General features: G+C 40.4%; 17 protein-coding genes. 1 reads left to right on the forward strand and 16 read right to left on the reverse strand.

Features of this window, described 5'->3' with window-relative positions; translation table 11 throughout:
* Positions 1-9: 9 nt before the first annotated feature.
* The 4 genes from rpiA to D8863_RS06925 form a co-directional block, all read right to left on the reverse strand.
* A complete protein-coding gene (gene rpiA / locus D8863_RS06910; protein WP_125441466.1) occupies positions 10-693 on the reverse strand; it encodes a ribose-5-phosphate isomerase RpiA in 684 nt (227 codons plus the stop codon).
* 105 nt (positions 694-798) lie between these two features.
* Complete coding sequence (locus tag D8863_RS06915; RefSeq protein WP_125441467.1) at positions 799-1,728, reverse strand: peptidase U32 family protein; 930 nt, start codon at positions 1,726-1,728, stop codon at positions 799-801.
* 125 nt (positions 1,729-1,853) lie between these two features.
* Positions 1,854-2,534, reverse strand: coding sequence for an ABC transporter ATP-binding protein (locus tag D8863_RS06920; protein ID WP_044020910.1), 681 nt, complete (start codon positions 2,532-2,534; stop codon positions 1,854-1,856).
* Between the two features lie 13 nt (positions 2,535-2,547).
* A complete protein-coding gene (locus D8863_RS06925; protein WP_000280276.1) occupies positions 2,548-3,603 on the reverse strand; it encodes an ABC transporter permease in 1,056 nt (351 codons plus the stop codon).
* Between the two features lie 384 nt (positions 3,604-3,987).
* On the opposite strand from D8863_RS06925, the gene D8863_RS06930 reads away from it, so the two are divergent.
* The gene (locus tag D8863_RS06930; protein ID WP_125441468.1) at positions 3,988-4,272 is read left to right on the forward strand and encodes a DUF3270 domain-containing protein; all 285 of its coding nucleotides are present in this window, start codon (positions 3,988-3,990) and stop codon (positions 4,270-4,272) included.
* A gap of 64 nt (positions 4,273-4,336) precedes the next feature.
* Here the strand turns inward: D8863_RS06930 and D8863_RS06935 are convergent, their stop codons facing one another.
* The 12 genes from D8863_RS06935 to D8863_RS06990 all read right to left on the reverse strand — a co-directional run bounded on the left by D8863_RS06935 (position 4,337) and on the right by D8863_RS06990 (position 17,174).
* Positions 4,337-5,674, reverse strand: a complete 1,338-nt coding sequence (locus D8863_RS06935; protein WP_125441469.1) for a sensor histidine kinase — start codon at positions 5,672-5,674, stop codon at positions 4,337-4,339.
* Positions 5,664-6,338: a two-component system response regulator CiaR gene (gene ciaR / locus D8863_RS06940; protein WP_000590630.1), complete on the reverse strand. Its 675-nt coding sequence runs from the start codon at positions 6,336-6,338 to the stop codon at positions 5,664-5,666. Before ciaR ends, D8863_RS06935 begins: the two co-directional genes overlap by 11 nt.
* Positions 6,339-6,444: 106 nt before the next feature.
* A complete protein-coding gene (locus tag D8863_RS06945; protein ID WP_125441470.1) occupies positions 6,445-8,991 on the reverse strand; it encodes a M1 family metallopeptidase in 2,547 nt (848 codons plus the stop codon).
* Between the two features lie 120 nt (positions 8,992-9,111).
* Positions 9,112-9,552 (reverse strand): ASCH domain-containing protein, encoded by a 441-nt coding sequence (locus D8863_RS06950; RefSeq protein ID WP_000188815.1) that lies wholly within the window; start codon positions 9,550-9,552, stop codon positions 9,112-9,114.
* Positions 9,549-10,397, reverse strand: a complete 849-nt coding sequence (locus tag D8863_RS06955; RefSeq protein ID WP_049505943.1) for a putative PEP-binding protein — start codon at positions 10,395-10,397, stop codon at positions 9,549-9,551. The genes D8863_RS06950 and D8863_RS06955 overlap by 4 nt, the downstream gene beginning before the upstream one ends.
* Before the next feature lie 41 nt (positions 10,398-10,438).
* Positions 10,439-11,167: a GNAT family N-acetyltransferase gene (locus tag D8863_RS06960; protein WP_049505704.1), complete on the reverse strand. Its 729-nt coding sequence runs from the start codon at positions 11,165-11,167 to the stop codon at positions 10,439-10,441.
* A 7-nt stretch (positions 11,168-11,174) separates the two neighbouring features.
* Positions 11,175-11,654 carry an NUDIX hydrolase gene (locus D8863_RS06965; protein WP_125441471.1) on the reverse strand — a complete coding sequence of 160 codons (480 nt, stop codon included), beginning with the start codon at positions 11,652-11,654 and terminating at the stop codon, positions 11,175-11,177.
* A gap of 10 nt (positions 11,655-11,664) precedes the next feature.
* Positions 11,665-12,363, reverse strand: a complete 699-nt coding sequence (locus D8863_RS06970) for a 3-oxoacyl-ACP reductase (RefSeq protein WP_125441472.1) — start codon at positions 12,361-12,363, stop codon at positions 11,665-11,667.
* Positions 12,356-12,592, reverse strand: coding sequence for a DUF2829 domain-containing protein (locus tag D8863_RS06975; protein ID WP_125441473.1), 237 nt, complete (start codon positions 12,590-12,592; stop codon positions 12,356-12,358). The genes D8863_RS06970 and D8863_RS06975 overlap by 8 nt, the downstream gene beginning before the upstream one ends.
* Before the next feature lie 96 nt (positions 12,593-12,688).
* The gene (locus D8863_RS06980) at positions 12,689-13,615 is read right to left on the reverse strand and encodes an aldo/keto reductase (RefSeq protein WP_125441474.1); all 927 of its coding nucleotides are present in this window, start codon (positions 13,613-13,615) and stop codon (positions 12,689-12,691) included.
* Between the two features lie 94 nt (positions 13,616-13,709).
* Positions 13,710-14,753, reverse strand: a complete 1,044-nt coding sequence (locus D8863_RS06985) for a DNA/RNA non-specific endonuclease (protein ID WP_125441475.1) — start codon at positions 14,751-14,753, stop codon at positions 13,710-13,712.
* A gap of 168 nt (positions 14,754-14,921) precedes the next feature.
* Entirely contained in the window at positions 14,922-17,174 is a 2,253-nt protein-coding gene (locus tag D8863_RS06990) for a glucosaminidase domain-containing protein (protein ID WP_125441476.1), read from the reverse strand.
* Positions 17,175-17,246 lie beyond the last annotated feature (72 nt).

The following is a 17,246-nucleotide window of genomic DNA, read 5'->3' on the forward strand; positions in this document are numbered from 1 at the left end:
TTATGTTGATTAGTTTGCTTTTGTTGAAGTTAAAATCTGAACACCATCTCGTCCCGCTACAATGACCTTATCCACCATTTGGTTGAACAAGCCATGCTCTACGACACCAACGACATGGTCCAATTCTTGTCCGAAGGCAATCGGATCTTCAATGACATCCAAGGCTAGGTCAATGATAAAGTTCTGCATATCTGTCACAAAACGTTGACCGTCTTTTTCACGGAAACTTGGTTTGTAGCCAGCTCGTTCAAACCGACGAAAGACCTGTTCTGCACCATACTGAACCACTTCTACTGGCAATTTAAAAGCACCTAGTTTCTCTACTAGTTTGCTTTCATCTACCACCCAAATGTATTCTTTTGAGGGCGTTGCCACAACCTTCTCCATCAGAAGGGCACCACCTCCGCCTTTGATTCCGTTAAACTGGCTATCTACTTCATCCGCCCCGTCAACCGTCACATCAACAAAATCCACTTGATCAATCGACTTGAGCGGGATGTTAAGACCTTCAGCCTGTTCACTGGTCACACTGGAAGTCGTTACAGCAGTAATCTGCAAACCTTCTTCCTTAATCCGACGACCGATTTCTTCTACGAAATAGTAGGCAGTTGATCCAGTACCGAGTCCAACAACCATACCATCCTTGACAAACTCAGCAGCCTTGATACCTGCCATCTTTTTCAGATTCTCCACTTAAACACCTCCATTAAAGAGCTATTTTTATTATAACATGTATCCGTTTTTATTTCATGGATACACTGGAAAAACCCGAACATTTTTATTTCGGGTTTTGGTGTCCTATTTAACCATGTCAGGATCGTAATCATAGAATCCTGTGTCGAGGAAACGGTTTTTAGGGTGTAACTTGCGCACTTCCTCATCTAACAAGAAGGCTTGGTCATGGCTGAAATTCCCCTCTTGGATCAAGCCACGCGCTTGAATAAAGAGCTTAGCAATTTCTACAAAATTCTGACCAGGGGTGTAAAGTCCTTCAAGTTTCCAATGAGTAAAACCATGTTCTACCAATTCTGTCAATTTGGTCATCAAATCAAGGTCATTGTTGGCAAAGATGTGGGTACCATGATTGTCTTCAAAGATGGAATAGTGACTTTCTGGGTCACTCGGTTCTGCCAAGAAGAGGTCGCGTTTACGTGTCTTTTCATCATCGATATGCGTAAAGTTATAGTAGTTTTGCAAGAGCGGACGCTTAGAATGGTGGATGACACTAGCTCCGTAAACCAACACTTCAGCAGGAATTTCCAAAATCTCAGGCATCTTGAAGAGTTCAGCAGATGGAATTTCACGCGCCAAAACAGCCTCAGAGGCACCTGCCTTTTGACCCCAGAAGTTAATCTGACGACTGCTTGTCACCATGGTTGAAGCATCGTAAATGGTTTTAAAGGAATAACCATCACGATTGACCACGTAAAAGACACCTGCATCCCCAACAGTAATATAGTCTGTCTTGATTTCTTCCAAGAAGTCTAGGAAAGGCTTGATACGGTCCATCATATCTTGGTGCATGAGGGCATTAACCGCGACAATCAATTCCTTGCCTACTTCATGAACCAACTTAGCAATCTCACGCAATTGGTCATGACTAAAAGTCGTTGGCAGACGAAGGCCAAAATCTTTCTCACCAACGTAGATACGGTCTACGCCAGCTTCGAGTAACTGTTCAACTTGTTCAATACTTTCAGCAGTTGCTGTAATGATAATCTTTTCCATAAGAAAAATTATACCACATTTTTCAAAAATCAGCTATGAATACTGAGAGATTCACAAAAAGTTAAACTTGTTTCTATCTTTCCCAATCAAAAAAGTGAACAGTAACTTGTACCATTCACTCTATTTTATGCATGTGTTTCTTCAACTAGGTGGCCATCGTTCATAACATAAATACGGTCAACCTTATCAAGAAGACGAGTATCGTGCGTAATCATAACAACTCCTCTACCTTGTTCATGGGCAATGGCAGCCAGCATCTCCGTTACTTGGTAAGCACGCTCGGTGTCAAGACTAGCTGTCGGCTCATCTGCAAGCACAATGCTTGGATTGTTATAGAGCGCTCTAGCAATCGCGGCACGTTGACGTTCGCCACCCGATAGAGCTTTGGGATAATGATTTTGAACTTTTTCCAAATCCAACAAGTCAAAGAGTTCTTTTCGGTCACTTTTACTATTTTTTCCCTTATCTAGTTTGTCAATCAAATCCAGCTGTTCCTTGACTGTTAGAAACGGAATTAGGTTTGAAGCCTGGAGAATGAAACCAAACTCTCTGAAACGGAGATCTGTTTTTTCCTTCTCCGTTAAACTGCCTGTTTCCTTCCCTTTGACTAGAATCTTTCCACTCGAAGCTTCCTGTAGTTGTCCTAGAGTTGTTAGAAAGGTCGTCTTTCCAGAACCTGAAGGCCCAACAATAGCTACGAACTCTCCCGCATTTAGCTGAAAATTCGTCTCATGCAGGGCTACGACTCTCATCTTTCCTTCCCCGTAGGTTTTTGTCACTTGATTCATTTCAATCAATGCTGTCATACTATTCTCCTTATCATTCTGCAATCGCAGTAATCGGGTCCACCTTTAACAAGCGTGGAAGTGAAATGACACCACCTAGAAGGGCCATCAAGGAAATTACCAAGCTTAGGACAGAGTAGGCTATCCAACTTGGATAGAAAAAGAAGGTAGCTGGTAAGACTAAAATCACTCCTCCGATTGCCAGCAAGGCTAAAGCAATCCCCATACCAGCTAGGAGGAAGATTTGACAGAATAGAGACCATACAATGGTTTTGATCTGTATCCCTTGAGCCCGCATTATTCCATAAAGTCCTAGTTTTTGGATGGTAATGATATAAACAAAAATACCCACAATCAAGCCTGTGATGACAATCATAGCGAGAATCATCCCTGAAAATACATTAACCTGAGGTGTGTAACCAGGAATTTTCGATATCATTTTTGGAATGGAAATCTGTTTCAGTCCATCGCCAGTCACTTCTATGTCATTTTTCAATACTAAGGCAGAGATGGAACGATTGGCTTTCAAGGTTCCTTGTAAGGTCCAATAAGTTGTCAGACTCGTAAAAACAACAGGCTCGGTGAAAAATTTATTTCCTTGAGTCAGGCCTACAATCTTGTAACTTGAATCGCTTCCATTGAGCTGAATGGCATCACCTAGCTTCATCCCATAGTTCTCAAAAGACTGATCCACGACAACCTCATCATCTCCTTCAGGATAACGACCCTCCGTCAAACTAGGAGAGATAAAAGAGTCCCAGTCTTGAGCAAAAATGGAAACATTGACCTTTTCACTACCATCGACTAGATTGGTTACAGCAAACATATAGCCCAATGGAGCAGCCTCTTCAGAACTCTTATCCTTGTAGTCCTTTTCAGGAATAAAAGATGCCGTCAAATTATCATTTGCGTAGTCAGATAAAACCACTCCCGTCGCTTGCCAGTTATCAATAGCGGCTCGGTTGTTTCGCACAAGACCAAGAGCTAGACTGGTCATAAAAAAGACCATAAAAGCGATAAGAAAAATGGTAGTTAGAATCAAACTATATCGAAGTTTGTTTCGTAATATCTCTTTGATAGCAAGATACATGCTTGTCTCCTTTAACATTTCCCAGAGGTAGTTTAAAAGCCACCCAGTCCAATAGACAGAATCGCTGTCTTATCATCCATTCAAAACAACTCCTACCAATACTCTTCAAAAGTATCCAGGTAGCAACTCAACAAATCATCTTAGGAAAAAGCCTCAGCTTGCTATCAATTTATATAAGTTATCCTTTCCTTTCTCAGTATATTTATAAAAGAGAAGGTCAGGTCATCTGTTCTAAGTGTAACATCCATGCTACCATTTTCCCTTGTAGGTGTCAAGAGAGCGACTTAGAGGATGATAAGAGACTTTAGTAGTTTTGTAACAATCCTGTAATAATTCTTTGCATAAAAAATGATAAAATAGTTATGTACTGTTAAGGAGAGAATCATGTCCGTAAGAAAACTAGAAGCTTATGAGTTTGAACAAGCTCCCGAATCGAAACAAACTCCGCTTTACCAAGATTACACACCTGAAGCCCCATTCGGCCCTAACCTAAAAGAGATTTTATTTTTTGTAAATATCGCTTGTTTCTGTATTTTTATGGCACTGTTTAGTTTTATCTTTTTAGCCTTAAAATTAAATACAGCTTTGTCCTTTATCGCTGCAATGGCAACAAGCTTCGCACTTTTACAACTTCAACGAAAGATGATGAAACGAAAACTTTCAAAATAAAGGTTGGTACTACTACCAACCTCTTTTCTAGTTATCAAAAAAGACAGTTCTATAACTGTCTTTTTTATTTATTCTTACGTTTTGAAGGAGATTGAATAGCGATTTTAACTTCAAAAATTGTTCCTCTAGGTTTGTTATCTTTTACGCTAATCGTTCCTCGCAAAGCATCAACAATCTGCTTGGCCAAAGATAGTCCAAGACCAAAGCCACCTTTCTGACGGGTTCTCGCCTTGTCCACACGGTAAAAGCGGTCAAAGATTTTCTTCTTGTCAGCAGCTGAGATTCCAATTCCGTTATCCGTTACTGTTAGATAGAGGTGACGATCTGTAGCATGGACTACAAACTCAATTTTCCCATCTTCTTCGGTATACTTGATGGCATTGTCAAATAAGATGGTCATGAGTTGTTTTAGGAGCAACTGATCGGTCATGAATGGACGATATATCCGATTATCATACGCAAAAATACGATCATTTTCAGAAGCAATTAACTCATAGTTAGCAAAGGTTGTTTTAAAGAATTGTGGAGAAACTTCTGCTATTTCTGGTTTGATTCCATCATCTCGTCGTGCAAGGTTGAGAAGATTGGTCGTGAGGAAACGCATGTTGCGAACCTCTTCAAGACTGGAAGCGATACTTTCACTGGATTCCATAATCGTCGCCTCTGGTTTTCGAAAGAGATTCTCTAAACGATTTTGTAAAACGGCCAAAGGCGTTCTCAGTTCGTGACTCGCATTTTCAACAAAGGACTTCTGCTTTTGCATGCTTTCCAGCAAGGGTTTGACACTGACACGTGCTAGGTAAACACTGGCAATTAAAGAGAGGAGCCAGAAACTAGCCATCACTACAACAATTAAATGCTCGTGGTTTTGGCTGATTTGCTCAAGCTGGCTGGTATTGATTAAAACCGCCGCATATTTGACATTGCTTGATACGGAGGAAGAATTGGTTTCCATCAAGATCATTCGGTAGGTTTCTTCCTGACCGTAGCTATTGACAACTTGGATTTGCCGAATATGATTCAACTCTTTTTTGTCTAGCTTGATCTTATCCAAGCCTAAAAAACGGTTCCCTAATAAGAGTTGGTTAAAATCCTTGTCAAAAAGTAAAACTTCTGTATTTGAGCTAACATTGGGTTTGATTTCAGCCTTGTTGGCATCCGCTGTTGCTGGTTGAATATCCTTGACCTCTTCAGTTGCCCGATTCAAGGCTAGCTGGATAACCGCTTGGGGACTGCTACTAAGGGCTTGGAGTTTTTCATCAACAGAAGTGTAGAGACTCGAGTGCATGACCTGGAGGATAATCAAGGTCATAGCAGAGAAGATCAGGGTGAACACTCCAAAGTTTCGAATGAAATAGCTGAAATCATCTGCATACCATGTTTTTTTTAGTTTATTGAACATCTTTTAAAATATACCCGACACTACGCAAGGTTTGAAGATTTTCAGCAAAGGCTGTTCCCTTCAATTTCTTACGAACTTTTGAAACATAGACTTCTACAACGGAAATCGTCGTATCGCTATCAAATCCCCATAGACGGTCAAAAATTTGTGTCTTGGGAAGAATGACATTTTGATTTTGAAGGAAGTAAACCAATAACTCAAACTCTTTTCCGAGTAGTTCTACAGGAGTATCTTCCACTTTCACTTCATTCGTTGAAAGGTTGACGACAATATCTCCATAGGTCAAGGTGTTTTCGTTAAACTTACCTGAACGTTTGAGAAGGGCTTGGATCCGCATTTTGAGTTCTTCTAGGTAGAAAGGTTTGGTGAGATAGTCATCCGCTCCCAACTCAAAACCATGTCCCTTGTCATCCAAACTCTCTTTTGCAGTCATGATAAGGACTGGTGTCGTGATTCCTTTTTCTCGCAATTCTTTCAAAACTTGGAAGCCATTTTTTTCTGGCAACATCAGGTCAAGCAAAATCAAGTCATAAACGCCACTTTCTGCTTCGTAGAGACCTTCTTCTCCATCAAAGACCTGCATGACATCTGCAAAATCATCTAAAAAGTCAAATACTGAGTTTGACAGGCCTAGGTCATCTTCTACTAATAAGATTTTTATCATCAGAAACTCCTCCTTGTTATGATTATTATACCAAAATTGCCTTAAAAAAAACTCAACTCTCTCTTGTTTTCAGATAGAAAGTTGAGTTTTTGTTTACATAAACGAATTAAGCTTTAGCATATTGGGCTACAACAGCTTCAACTGCTGCTTTCTCACGCTTAATCAAGTCAACACGCGCTGCAATTTCCTTGATTCCCATACCAATATTACGGCTAAGAGCGAGGTCAGAGAGTTGGGGCTCAAAGAATTCCTTGTATTCCGCCAAGCGTTGCTCTGTCTTAAACACATGAGCAGGAAGGATAACAAAGCTATCAAAGCTCATGTCTCCACCAAGAGCCGCCTTGATCCAATCCCAGTTTTCACGCGCCCATACCCAAACAGTTTCCTGAGTTGTTTGATGAGCAAGGAACTGGTAATACCAAGCAGACAAGTCTTGTGGTTTGACCACAAATTTATCCTTCCATGAACGAATCAAGGTTTGGATATTGTCAGCATCTGTACTGTAGGCAAGAGCCGCTGACAGCTGACGTTTGAAGACCGCATCCGTCGCATGAGTGTAGAGGTCCAGATAAGTTGCGACCAAGTCCTTGGTCTCATGGTGTTTCATTTCATTGATGAGAACTTGAGCTCGGACGGCTGCAGGAAGTCCTGCAAGATTTTCCTTGTGAGCTGCAAAGATTTGGCTAGCGACTTGACTAGCTTCTGCATCATTTGAGCGAATCATCATAGAAACAGCCAACTGACGAACCAATTCATCCTCATCTGATTCTCCATCTTTGGCTTCAAAACCAAGACGGTCATAGTTATGACGAGCTAATTTTGCAACCAGACGATTAAAGGCTTTCTCAGTTTCTGTTCCTTCATCGATAAAGCGCTCAAGGGCAGAAATCACTTGAGAAACAGCTGAAACCACCAGATAAGACTCTTCCTTAGCAAGTTTATCAAGGACTGGAAGCAAGTCTGCATAAGAAATGTGCCCTGCCTCAGCCAACAAACGACGTTCTTGAACAATTTGCAGTTTGCTTGTGTTATCAAGTGTCTCTAGCTCAGCAAGAACAGCTTCTAACAAGTCTCCTTGATAGTCGGTAATATAGTGGGCAGTATTTTCAGTGTTGAGACGAAGAGCCCCTTCATTTTCAGCAAGAAGAGCTGCGTAGCCAGGGATTTCGATACTTTCAGTTTCGAGTGTATCTGGCAAGCCTTTCCAGTTGCTGTTCAGTGGCACAACCCAGAGACGGTTCTTGTCTTCGTGCTCACCGATAAAGAATTGTTTTTGTGAAATCTTCAAGACATCATTTTCAACTTTGACAGTGAGAACTGGATAACCAGGTTGTTCCAACCAAGAATCCATGAAGGCTGCAACATCACGACCTGATGCTTGACCAAGGGCATTCCATAGGTCACGACCAATGGTATTACTGTACTGGTGCTTTTCAAAGTAGGCATGCAAGCCTTTGGCAAAATCAGCATCGCCGAGCCAACGACGAAGCATGTGCATGAGACGGCTTCCTTTGGCATAGACGATAGCGCCATCAAAGAGGGTATTGATTTCGTCTGGGTGTTTAACTTCAACATGAACAGACTGAACACCATCCGTCGCATCACGTTCAAGAGCGAGAGGTACTCCACCTGTTTGGAAATCTTCAAAGATATTCCAACTTGGCTCGATGGCATCCACACAGACGTATTCCATCATGTTTGCGAAGCTTTCATTAAGCCAAAGATCATCCCACCATTTCATAGTCACGAGGTTACCAAACCATTGGTGAGCCAACTCATGTGCCACAACAAGGGCAACTTGTTGTCGACTAGCAAAGGTTGAGTTCTCATCCACAACCAAGTAAACTTCACGATAAGTCACTAGACCCCAGTTTTCCATAGCACCAGCTGAGAAGTCAGGCAGGGCGATGTGAAGTGATTGAGGGATTGGATACTTAACTCCGTAGTAATCTTCGTAAAACTCGATCGAGCGAACGGCGATGTCCAGTGAGAAATCAAGGTTAGATAGTGGGTGAGCTTTGGTTGAGTAGACACCTACGAGGGTACCGTTTTTAGTTTTAGCGGTCACCCCTTGCAAATCACCTGCTACAAAGGCTAACAAGTAAGAAGACATACGAGGTGTTGTCTCAAACTTCCAGATGCCTGTTTGCTTGCGGTTTTCAACATCGATTTCTGGCATGTTCGACAAGGCAACTTCATCTTCTGCTTGGTCAAAACGTAGAGCGAGGTCAAAAGTCGCTTTTGCTTCTGGCTCATCCACACATGGGAAGGCTTCGCGCGCAAAATGGCTTTCAAACTGAGTGGACAAGACTTCCTTCTTGACTCCATCAACTGTGTAATAAGAAGGGTAAATCCCTGTCATGTTGTCTGTAATTTTTCCTGAAAAAGCAATGACCAATTCAACTTGACCAGCCTCAGCCAATTCGATATGAAGGGCTTCATTGTCATGGTCAACTGTAAATGGACGAGCTTGACCCGCAACTTCTACAGAAGTGATTTCCAAGTCCTTTTGGTGAAGGGAAATACGGTCACTCTGTGCTTGACCAGTAATGGTCACCTTCCCAGAAAAGGTCTTGGTCTCACGACTCAAGTCTAAAAATAAATCATAATGTTCAGGAACAAATTGGGTAATAAAATGTTCAACTGCTTGCATAGTTTTCTCCTATTCTAAGTTTAAGAGTTTTACTCTTCTTCAAACAAACTTATTATATCATGTTTTGCTTTAGAAAAAAGGATTGGACGGTAATTTCCAAAACTTTCTTCCTTCTGCAGTCTAGAGTGGGTAGACCTTGCGAAATTCTTCCAAAACGACCTTGCTGTCAGGTGTAAAAGTCAAGCCCGCTTCCTCCAGCCACTCCGTGAAGAATTCCTCATGAACCTGACGCCAATAGGCTAAAGATTTGTCTCCCTCACCTTCCTTGTAGGCATGGTCAGCAGAAACTTGATGAAAAGGCTGAACAGAAACCTTGGTAATTTCGACAATGCAGACAGCCTGATTTTGACTGTCTAAAATGACATCGAAGGTCCCTTCTTGTGGAAGAGATTCGTCCTCTACTGCGTAAAGATCGTAGGCTGAGGCAGTTGCTGTCTTTTCGCCTCTTAGTACCAAATCTGCCAAGGTATCGGCTTCCACTCCAAAAGCCCAGGCATCTATCTCATCTCCGATAGAGGGGTTGATTTGCTTGTATGCATTCCACATTTCTTGCGGTGTCATAGGTTGCTCCTCTGTAATTTTTTACTTTTTTCTTTTATGTGTTTGAGATGGTCCGTATGGTCAATCTCTAAATCAAAAATCTCTGGAATAGAACTGTAGTGGATAATACACTTGATACCCATCTGATTCATTTTTTGTATGAAAGAAAAGTTCAGATAGCCTGCTACAGCAAAGTCAATCTTTTTTATCCTTGCTTTATCCTGCATATCTCTTAGCATATCTAACATTATTGGACTTTCCATATCATGCCATTGACTGTTTCTCACAGTCGCAAAAACAAAAGAAGTCAAATCATTCATTCCAACTATAATCTTTGAAATACCAGTTTCCAGTATCCTGTCCAAGTCAAAATAAGCTGACGGTAATTCAATCATTGTGCCGACTTTTCCAGTAAAACCATGCTCACGCAATACTCTAATAGCTTGCTTTAACTGCTCAGCATCATTGACAAAAGGAAAGATAACAGACAGATTGGGATTTGTTTGATAAACTTCTGTAACGACATTTGCCTCAGCCTGAAATTCATTCGGACACGCCAGCAAACGCCTTATCCCTCTATATCCAAATAAGGGATGATTTTCATCAAAATGCTCTTTAGTCCCCTTTAGACAATTAGCTTCTGTATTTGTTAACTCTGAAAAACGATACCAAACCTCTTCATCTGAGTACAAGGAGCAAACGGTATCTAGATAATCTTTTACAAATTGCTGGCAACTTGCTAATAGGATGTTTTGATTAAGCTCTCTCAGTAAGTATTCTCCACGAATCATACCGACGTGGTGCAATAACTGAGGATAAACTTTTTCAACAATTTGTTCTCCACTAAGGACAAGTTGTTTTTGCATAGCCATTCACCTCGTCTTAAAACATACAATATCAGATATCATTATATGATACCTTCCTCTAGTTCAAAAGCTTCATAAGGTTCAAATAACTCATATCCTAAAAATTCTGCTACTTTTTTGGAAGCCTCGTTATGAGCATCCCAAAGTGGAAACATATCTCTATTTAAACTCTCCAGAATCATTGTAGCACCAAGCTTTTTAGCAAATCCATTTCCTTGTTCGTTTGGTCTAGTTGCAACTTCCACTTCAACTGCTCTACGGTAAACTAACCCTGAGGAAATCCCAGCAATCAGTTCATTATTTTTAAGAATCACAAAGACAAATCCACCCTTTAAAACAAAATCCTGATAGGACTCAAAATCCCCCTGTAAATCTTGTGACCATTCTTCCTCAGAAAAGCAGTTATAAATATGATTATCAATAGGCACAATATTGTAATCTTCCTCTAAGTGAGTAACTAGATCATTTAGAAATTCAACTTGAAAATTTGCCCTATCTTTAAAAGAATAGCGAGTAAAAGAATTTAGCTCCACTTTCCGATGTAGAAAATCTTGCCAATTAGTATCTTCTGAAATAATAATCTTATAATCTAAACCATATTTCCTAACAAAATCTTCCCAAAATCTGGAATTTAACTCCCCTGCTAGGTATAGAAAATTTCCAACATCATAAAAGCTTGTTGTCCTATCACTGTTTCGGTAGACAGTTCCGATTTGAGATTTAAGACCATAAAGAACCATATTTTTCTTCCATGTTTTAAATAGTTCCATTATCCCCCTACTTCACCTTCCAATTCATATACAAGGTCTTGTCAAGCTCTGGAAATCCTAATAATTCAGACTTAACCTTCAAGACTAATGGTGATGCATTTTCTTCTGTGATTTTCTGAATATCCATCCAAACATATCCGAGTGAATCATTCGCACCATCAGAGACATCTTCCGAAATCGTGACTTGAGCTTTCTTCTTGTTTATCTCAATATCATAAAATGCCATGATATGGTGAACCGTAAAATTTGTTAACTCTTCCCTGACGAAAACATCGTAGATTCGAGGATTGGAATAGCTTCTAACAGTAAATCCTGTCTCTTCCATCACTTCTCTAATCAGCGTTTCCGTCAATCCTTCACCAAGTTGCTGACTACCACCAGGTAGATCATAACGATGTTGATAAGGGCCCCTCGTTTTTTCAATGCAGAGTAACTTCCCATTTTCAAAGCAAACAGCATAGACTCCAAAGTGTTTTTTGATTTCCATCCAACTCCTCCTACTTCAAAGACCAGCCACCATCTATTGTCAAGATTTGTCCTTGCATGGCGCTCGCTTTTCCACTTGCTAAGAAAAGGCTAATTTCTGCTACTTCCTCTGGCTCAATCCAGCGTTTGATGGGTGTTTCACTAGCAACCCAGTCTGCTAAGCCACCGGGTTCAAAGTCCGCAGCGGTCATGCCCGTCTTGACAGCACCTGGAGCGATACCAAAGACCTGAATTCCAGCTTCCGCATAGTCTAGAGCCAACTGCTTGGTAAATCCAGCCAAGGCATGCTTAGAGGAAGTATAGGCGTGACCACCACCTCCCGCTAGAGTTGAAGCAATAGAACACATATTGATGATGATTCCCTTTTTACTTTCCAGCATTTGTGTCAAATAATAGCGAGTCAGCTCAACTGGAGTCACATAGTTGATTTCAAAGATTTCTTGAATTTCCTGCGCTGTCTGTTCCAAAAGTGGTTTGTAATCATCCAATACTCCTGCAGTATTGCACAAAACATCCACCTGAGGGCACCAGTCAAAAATTGGCTCCAAGTCCAAGGTCAAATCTCTCTGTAAAAAGTGGAAATCACCCTGTAAGAGGGGATTTTCACCTTGGTCAACTCCATAAACTTGATAGCCATTCTCTAAAAAGAGGCGAGCTTGAGCTAGACCAATCCCTGAACTCACTCCCGTAATCAATACGCGTCTAGTCATACACTTCTACCCAATCCGTCGCCAAAACATCACAAGGTGTCGGACTCCACATGGAAAAACCTTCCCCTTCTCCAGACACGTTGATTAGGAAATAAGGCGTCACTTCAAGTGCAACCCCGTTTTGCTCGATGGTGTCAAAAAGCTGCACATAGTTTTCAGCTCCTCCCCAACCAGTTCGTACATATTTTTTCTTAGTCTTTAATCCAGGCAGAATTTCTTCAAAAGTCATGATGTTCTCCTTTAATTCTACATTCTTAATTTAATTATAACAAAAAACCGCTTTACAACGGCTTTTTGACTGTGATTTATTTAAATCTGCTTCTACTTACGGCAAATTATTCCCTGCTGCAAGATAAATTTCATACCATTCTTTTCTTGTTAAGCTAAAGTTTGTCGCTTGGCTAACTTCTCTCAAATGCTTAGGATTTGTTGTACCTACGACTGCCTGCATTTTTGCTGGATAACGCAATATCCAAGAAATGGCAATAGTTGAAGGGGTTACTCCATATTTTAAAGCTAGACGATCAAGTACTTGATTCAAAGCTTGAAATTTCTCATTACCAACAAAGTTCCCTTTAAAATACCCGAATTGTAAGACAGACCATGCTTGAATGACCACATCATGTAATTTGCAATATTCAAAAATGCTGCCATCTCGCATAGCTGCTTGACTATCTTCCATATTAACATGAAAACCTGATTCGAATCCTGGAGTAAAAGCCGCACTCAATTGTAGCTGATTTACAGCTAACGGCTGCTTGACATCTTTTTTAAGTAACTCCATCATCATAGGATTTTGATTAGAAACTCCAAAATTTCGAACCTTACCTTGTTTATAAAGGAGATCAAAGGCTTCTGCTACTTGATCAGATTCCATCAAAGCATCTGGTCGATGAAGAAGCAAGCTATCTAGATGATCAATCTTCAATCTTTGCAAAATTCCGTCGACTGATTTTATAATATAGTCCTTAGAAAAATCAAAATAGGTAAATTCTTCAATGCGAATGCCACATTTGGACTGAATCCACATCTTTTCTCTTAAATCTGGACGATTTTTTAGGACAATACCTAACAGTTCTTCACAACGACCACGACCATAAATATCAGCCAAGTCAAAAGCATTGATTCCAACAGAAAGTGCTGTTTCTACAAGCTCTTCAACTTCTTTTACAGACTTGTCTTTTATTCTCATCATTCCGAGAACAATTTCTGATAATTGTTTGTCATCTTGACCAAGAGTTATGTATCTCATCAAATTTTTCTCCTTTAATTCTAAATTCTTAGTTTAATTATAACAAAAAACCGTTTTCCAACGGCTTTTTGACTGTATATCTACTAAATTCATCCTACCACTGCAATCCGGCTTCTCTGATTTCTTTCTTGGAAGCAAATTTACCATTTGGTCTGTGCCATCTTCCGTTTCTATCCCTAAAGTAGCCACCTGAATTTGTTGATTGCGAGTTTGATTCCTGACTTTCTTCCTTTTCTTGTGCAGCCTGACGTACTTTTTCTTCTTCTTCCTCTTTCGCTTTCTTTTCAGCTACTTCTTTTTCCTCAACCTCTTTCTTGGCTTTTTCCTCAGCTTCCTTCTTAGCCTTTTCTTCAGCTTCTTTCTTAGCTTTTTCTTCTCCGTTTTCAACTGTATTTTTAGCAGTACCAGCCAAATAATTGATTTCCGCATTAGCTGAAACATTGTCTAGAATAACATGCGTCACAGAATACTGATCAACCTTTTCCTTACTACCACCCAGCTTGATCTCCAAGAGTTTGCCGTTTTCATCAATTCCCACATACTGCAACTCAATCTGTCTTGGAATCAATTCGTCCTTTTGATAAATCGGGGTCACCTTATAGTCAAGATAGTAGTTTGGGTGATTGGCCAACCAAGAGTCCAACCGATTTTCATAATAAAGCATGCTTTCTTGATTAGTATTATCTGTACCATAATAAGTTCCAGCATTGAGCCAGTTAGTCATCGGAACCAAGTTTTTCTTTTCATCGTTTAATCCGCTAAACTGGTACCCAATCAAATGACCACGATTCATCAACCAAGCCTTTTTAGAGCCATCTCCATAATAAAAATTATAGTTGTGCCAACCAACCGGGTTATAACTTATCTTAGGCTCTCTCTTTTCAGTTGGCTCGTCGCTATCCTTGAGTTGAATATGAGCACCCGTCGCGCGTGATTTGGAATCCAACTCTCCAAGTTCTAGTTGCTTTTCATTTTTAAAAGGCAAGAGTCCAGCTTCTTTAAACAACTTCTCATCAAACTTGATTTGCTTCTGTTCAATTTTTTCTTCTGGGACCTTTGATTCCGCCTTATGTCCAGAACAAGCAACTAGTGTTGTGATTGAAAGCAAGGCAATTGAGAAGGATAGTAGCTTTTTCATAAAAATCTCCTTTATTTTGTATGATAAATATATTAATTCTTCTTTTTACATTTTACAATCATTTTGCTAATTAATCAAGAATAAAGAAGCTGTTGTTATACTATTTTATCACAGTGTCCAAAGCAAAAACGATAACCACTTTGCAGTAGTTACCGTTGATTTTTTTGATTAGTCTTTCCCACCAAGTCTGCTATTGATGGTCATCATGATGCTGGCTATTTTCTCACCCCAGTATGGGTCGGAAGCATAGCGAACATTCATTCCAGTTGCCTTGTTTCCAAGGTGGTCTCTGCCGTAGTCGATGTAATTCTCTCGAATCCACTTGGCCGCACCGAGAATTCCTTTATCCACATTATCAAAGCTCTTGGCTGAGAGATATGGGCTCGTATCATAGGCTGCAATACCAAAGAAGTTGTTCTTATCTCTGGCAATTTGGCTGCGACCCCACGCACTTTCAAGGGCACTATGGGCCATCAAGTAAAGGGCATTGACACCGTAACGTTCTTCAGCCTCTTTGAAAGTCGCTCCTTTACCTGCTAGAGGACTATCCTGCAAGTTCATCATCGAATACAGTTTATCCAATTCAGCTGCACTATAATTACTTGGTTCTCTCAAGTTTTTGTAGAGGAAAGGATTTTTAATGGTAAAGCCATCAAAATGCTCCCCGTCAGTTGAGTAGTACTTCTTACCAATAACCATAGCAGATGTGTGTGGAGCTACTTTGATACTCGTGTATGGAGAGAGTTCATGGTAGAGGAATTTCCCATCACTAGTATAATGAGGGATAAACTCGCTACCTTCATCTACTGCTGTCAAATCACTTTGATTCATATAGCCAGACAAGCCAGAAATCGAAACTGCAAGTCGGCCGCCTTTTCGCGTCGAGCTATCCAGTGAAACAATGCTTCCTTGGTTAATGTAACTCAAGATTTCTCCAGATGCACTATAGACATAGGCTGTGATGGGTTTAACTTTGTAATATTTGGTTTTATCCGCAACATGCCATCTACCAGAAGCATCCAAGGTATGACCATCCACAGTTTCATTTTTTGCCATATAACCGCCTGATTTAAGGTAATACCATGATTGGTCGGATGAATCGTAGATTAATTCTTTCTCAGCCATCTTTCCATTTGACTTGAGGTAGAACCAGTTATTCTTGTACCATACCCACTCACTTGTGGCCATGTAGCCTCCTGATTTGAGATAATAGTAGCCATTATCCCAGAGCCATTCTTTATTGGCGTAATTTCCATCAGCCTTAATATAGAACCAAGAGTTATAATTCTTGTCAAAGAGCCAACCTTTGCCAGCTTTTGCTCCACTACTCGTCACATAACTGCGGTCAATCCAAGTTTCCGTAGAGAGGTAGCCGCCTGATTTGAAATGGTAATCCTTGCCTTTGATGGTTTGCCAACCTTTTTCAGCATAGGTTCCGTCAGCTTTCAAGTAAAACCAAGAGTTATAATTCTTGTCAAAGAGCCATTCCGATTTCAATTTAGCTCCACTTTTAGCAACATAGAAGCGGTCAATCCAGCGCTCAGTAGAAAGATAGCCGCCTGATTTGAAATGGTAATCTTTTTCTTTGATCGTTTCCCAGCCTTTTTCGGCATAGCTACCATCAGATTTCAAGTAAAACCAAGCATCATAATTCTTATCAAAGAGCCATTCCGATTTCAATTTAGCTCCACTCTTCGCAACATAGAAGCGATCAATCCAGCGCTCAGTAGAAAGATAACCGCCTGATTTAAAATGGTAGTCCTTCCCATCTATGGTTAACCAGCCATTTTCAGCATAGGTACCATCTTGTTGAAGGTAGAACCAACTGCTATAGTTGTCATCATAAATCCAGGCTTGTTTAACCTTATGACCATTTTCTGATATATAATTCTTACCAAGCCAAGCATTTTTCAGCATTTTACCTTGTGAATTGATGTAGTACTGGTTCTCCCCTTGAGTGATCCACTCATCTTTGGCCATTTTCCCGTCTTCTTTAAGGTAATATTTTTCCTGACCTTGTTGAATCCATTCTTTTTGAGCTTTCTGACCATCAGACTTGAGATAATACCAGGATTCTTGTTCCTGATTAAATACCCACTGTTCCTTGGCTTTAGCACCACTTTCAGTCACATAGTACTGGCCAACCCACGTTTTCGTAGCTAATTTTCCAGCTTCGTTAAAATAGTAATCTTTACCACCAACAGTCAGCCAGCCGTTCTCAGCACGATTTCCATCAGCTGTTAAATAAAACCAGTTCTGATACGTTTGGTCATAGATCCATTGGTTGGTTGCTGGTTTCCCGTCTGCTTTGAGGTAGGTCTTTCCTTGCCATGAACCTTCTTCTGCTTTTGCTGTCTCCACTACAGTAAAAAAACACCCCAATAAGCCAGCACTTACTAGGGCCACTTTCCATCGTTTCATTTAAATGCTCCAATAACGTTTTCTAAACCCTATTGTAACATAGTTAATCGACGGAAATATTACAAATTGATG

It is taken from the genome of Streptococcus oralis (assembly GCF_003943825.1).
GTDB classification, from domain to species: Bacteria; Bacillota; Bacilli; order Lactobacillales; family Streptococcaceae; genus Streptococcus; species Streptococcus oralis_CD.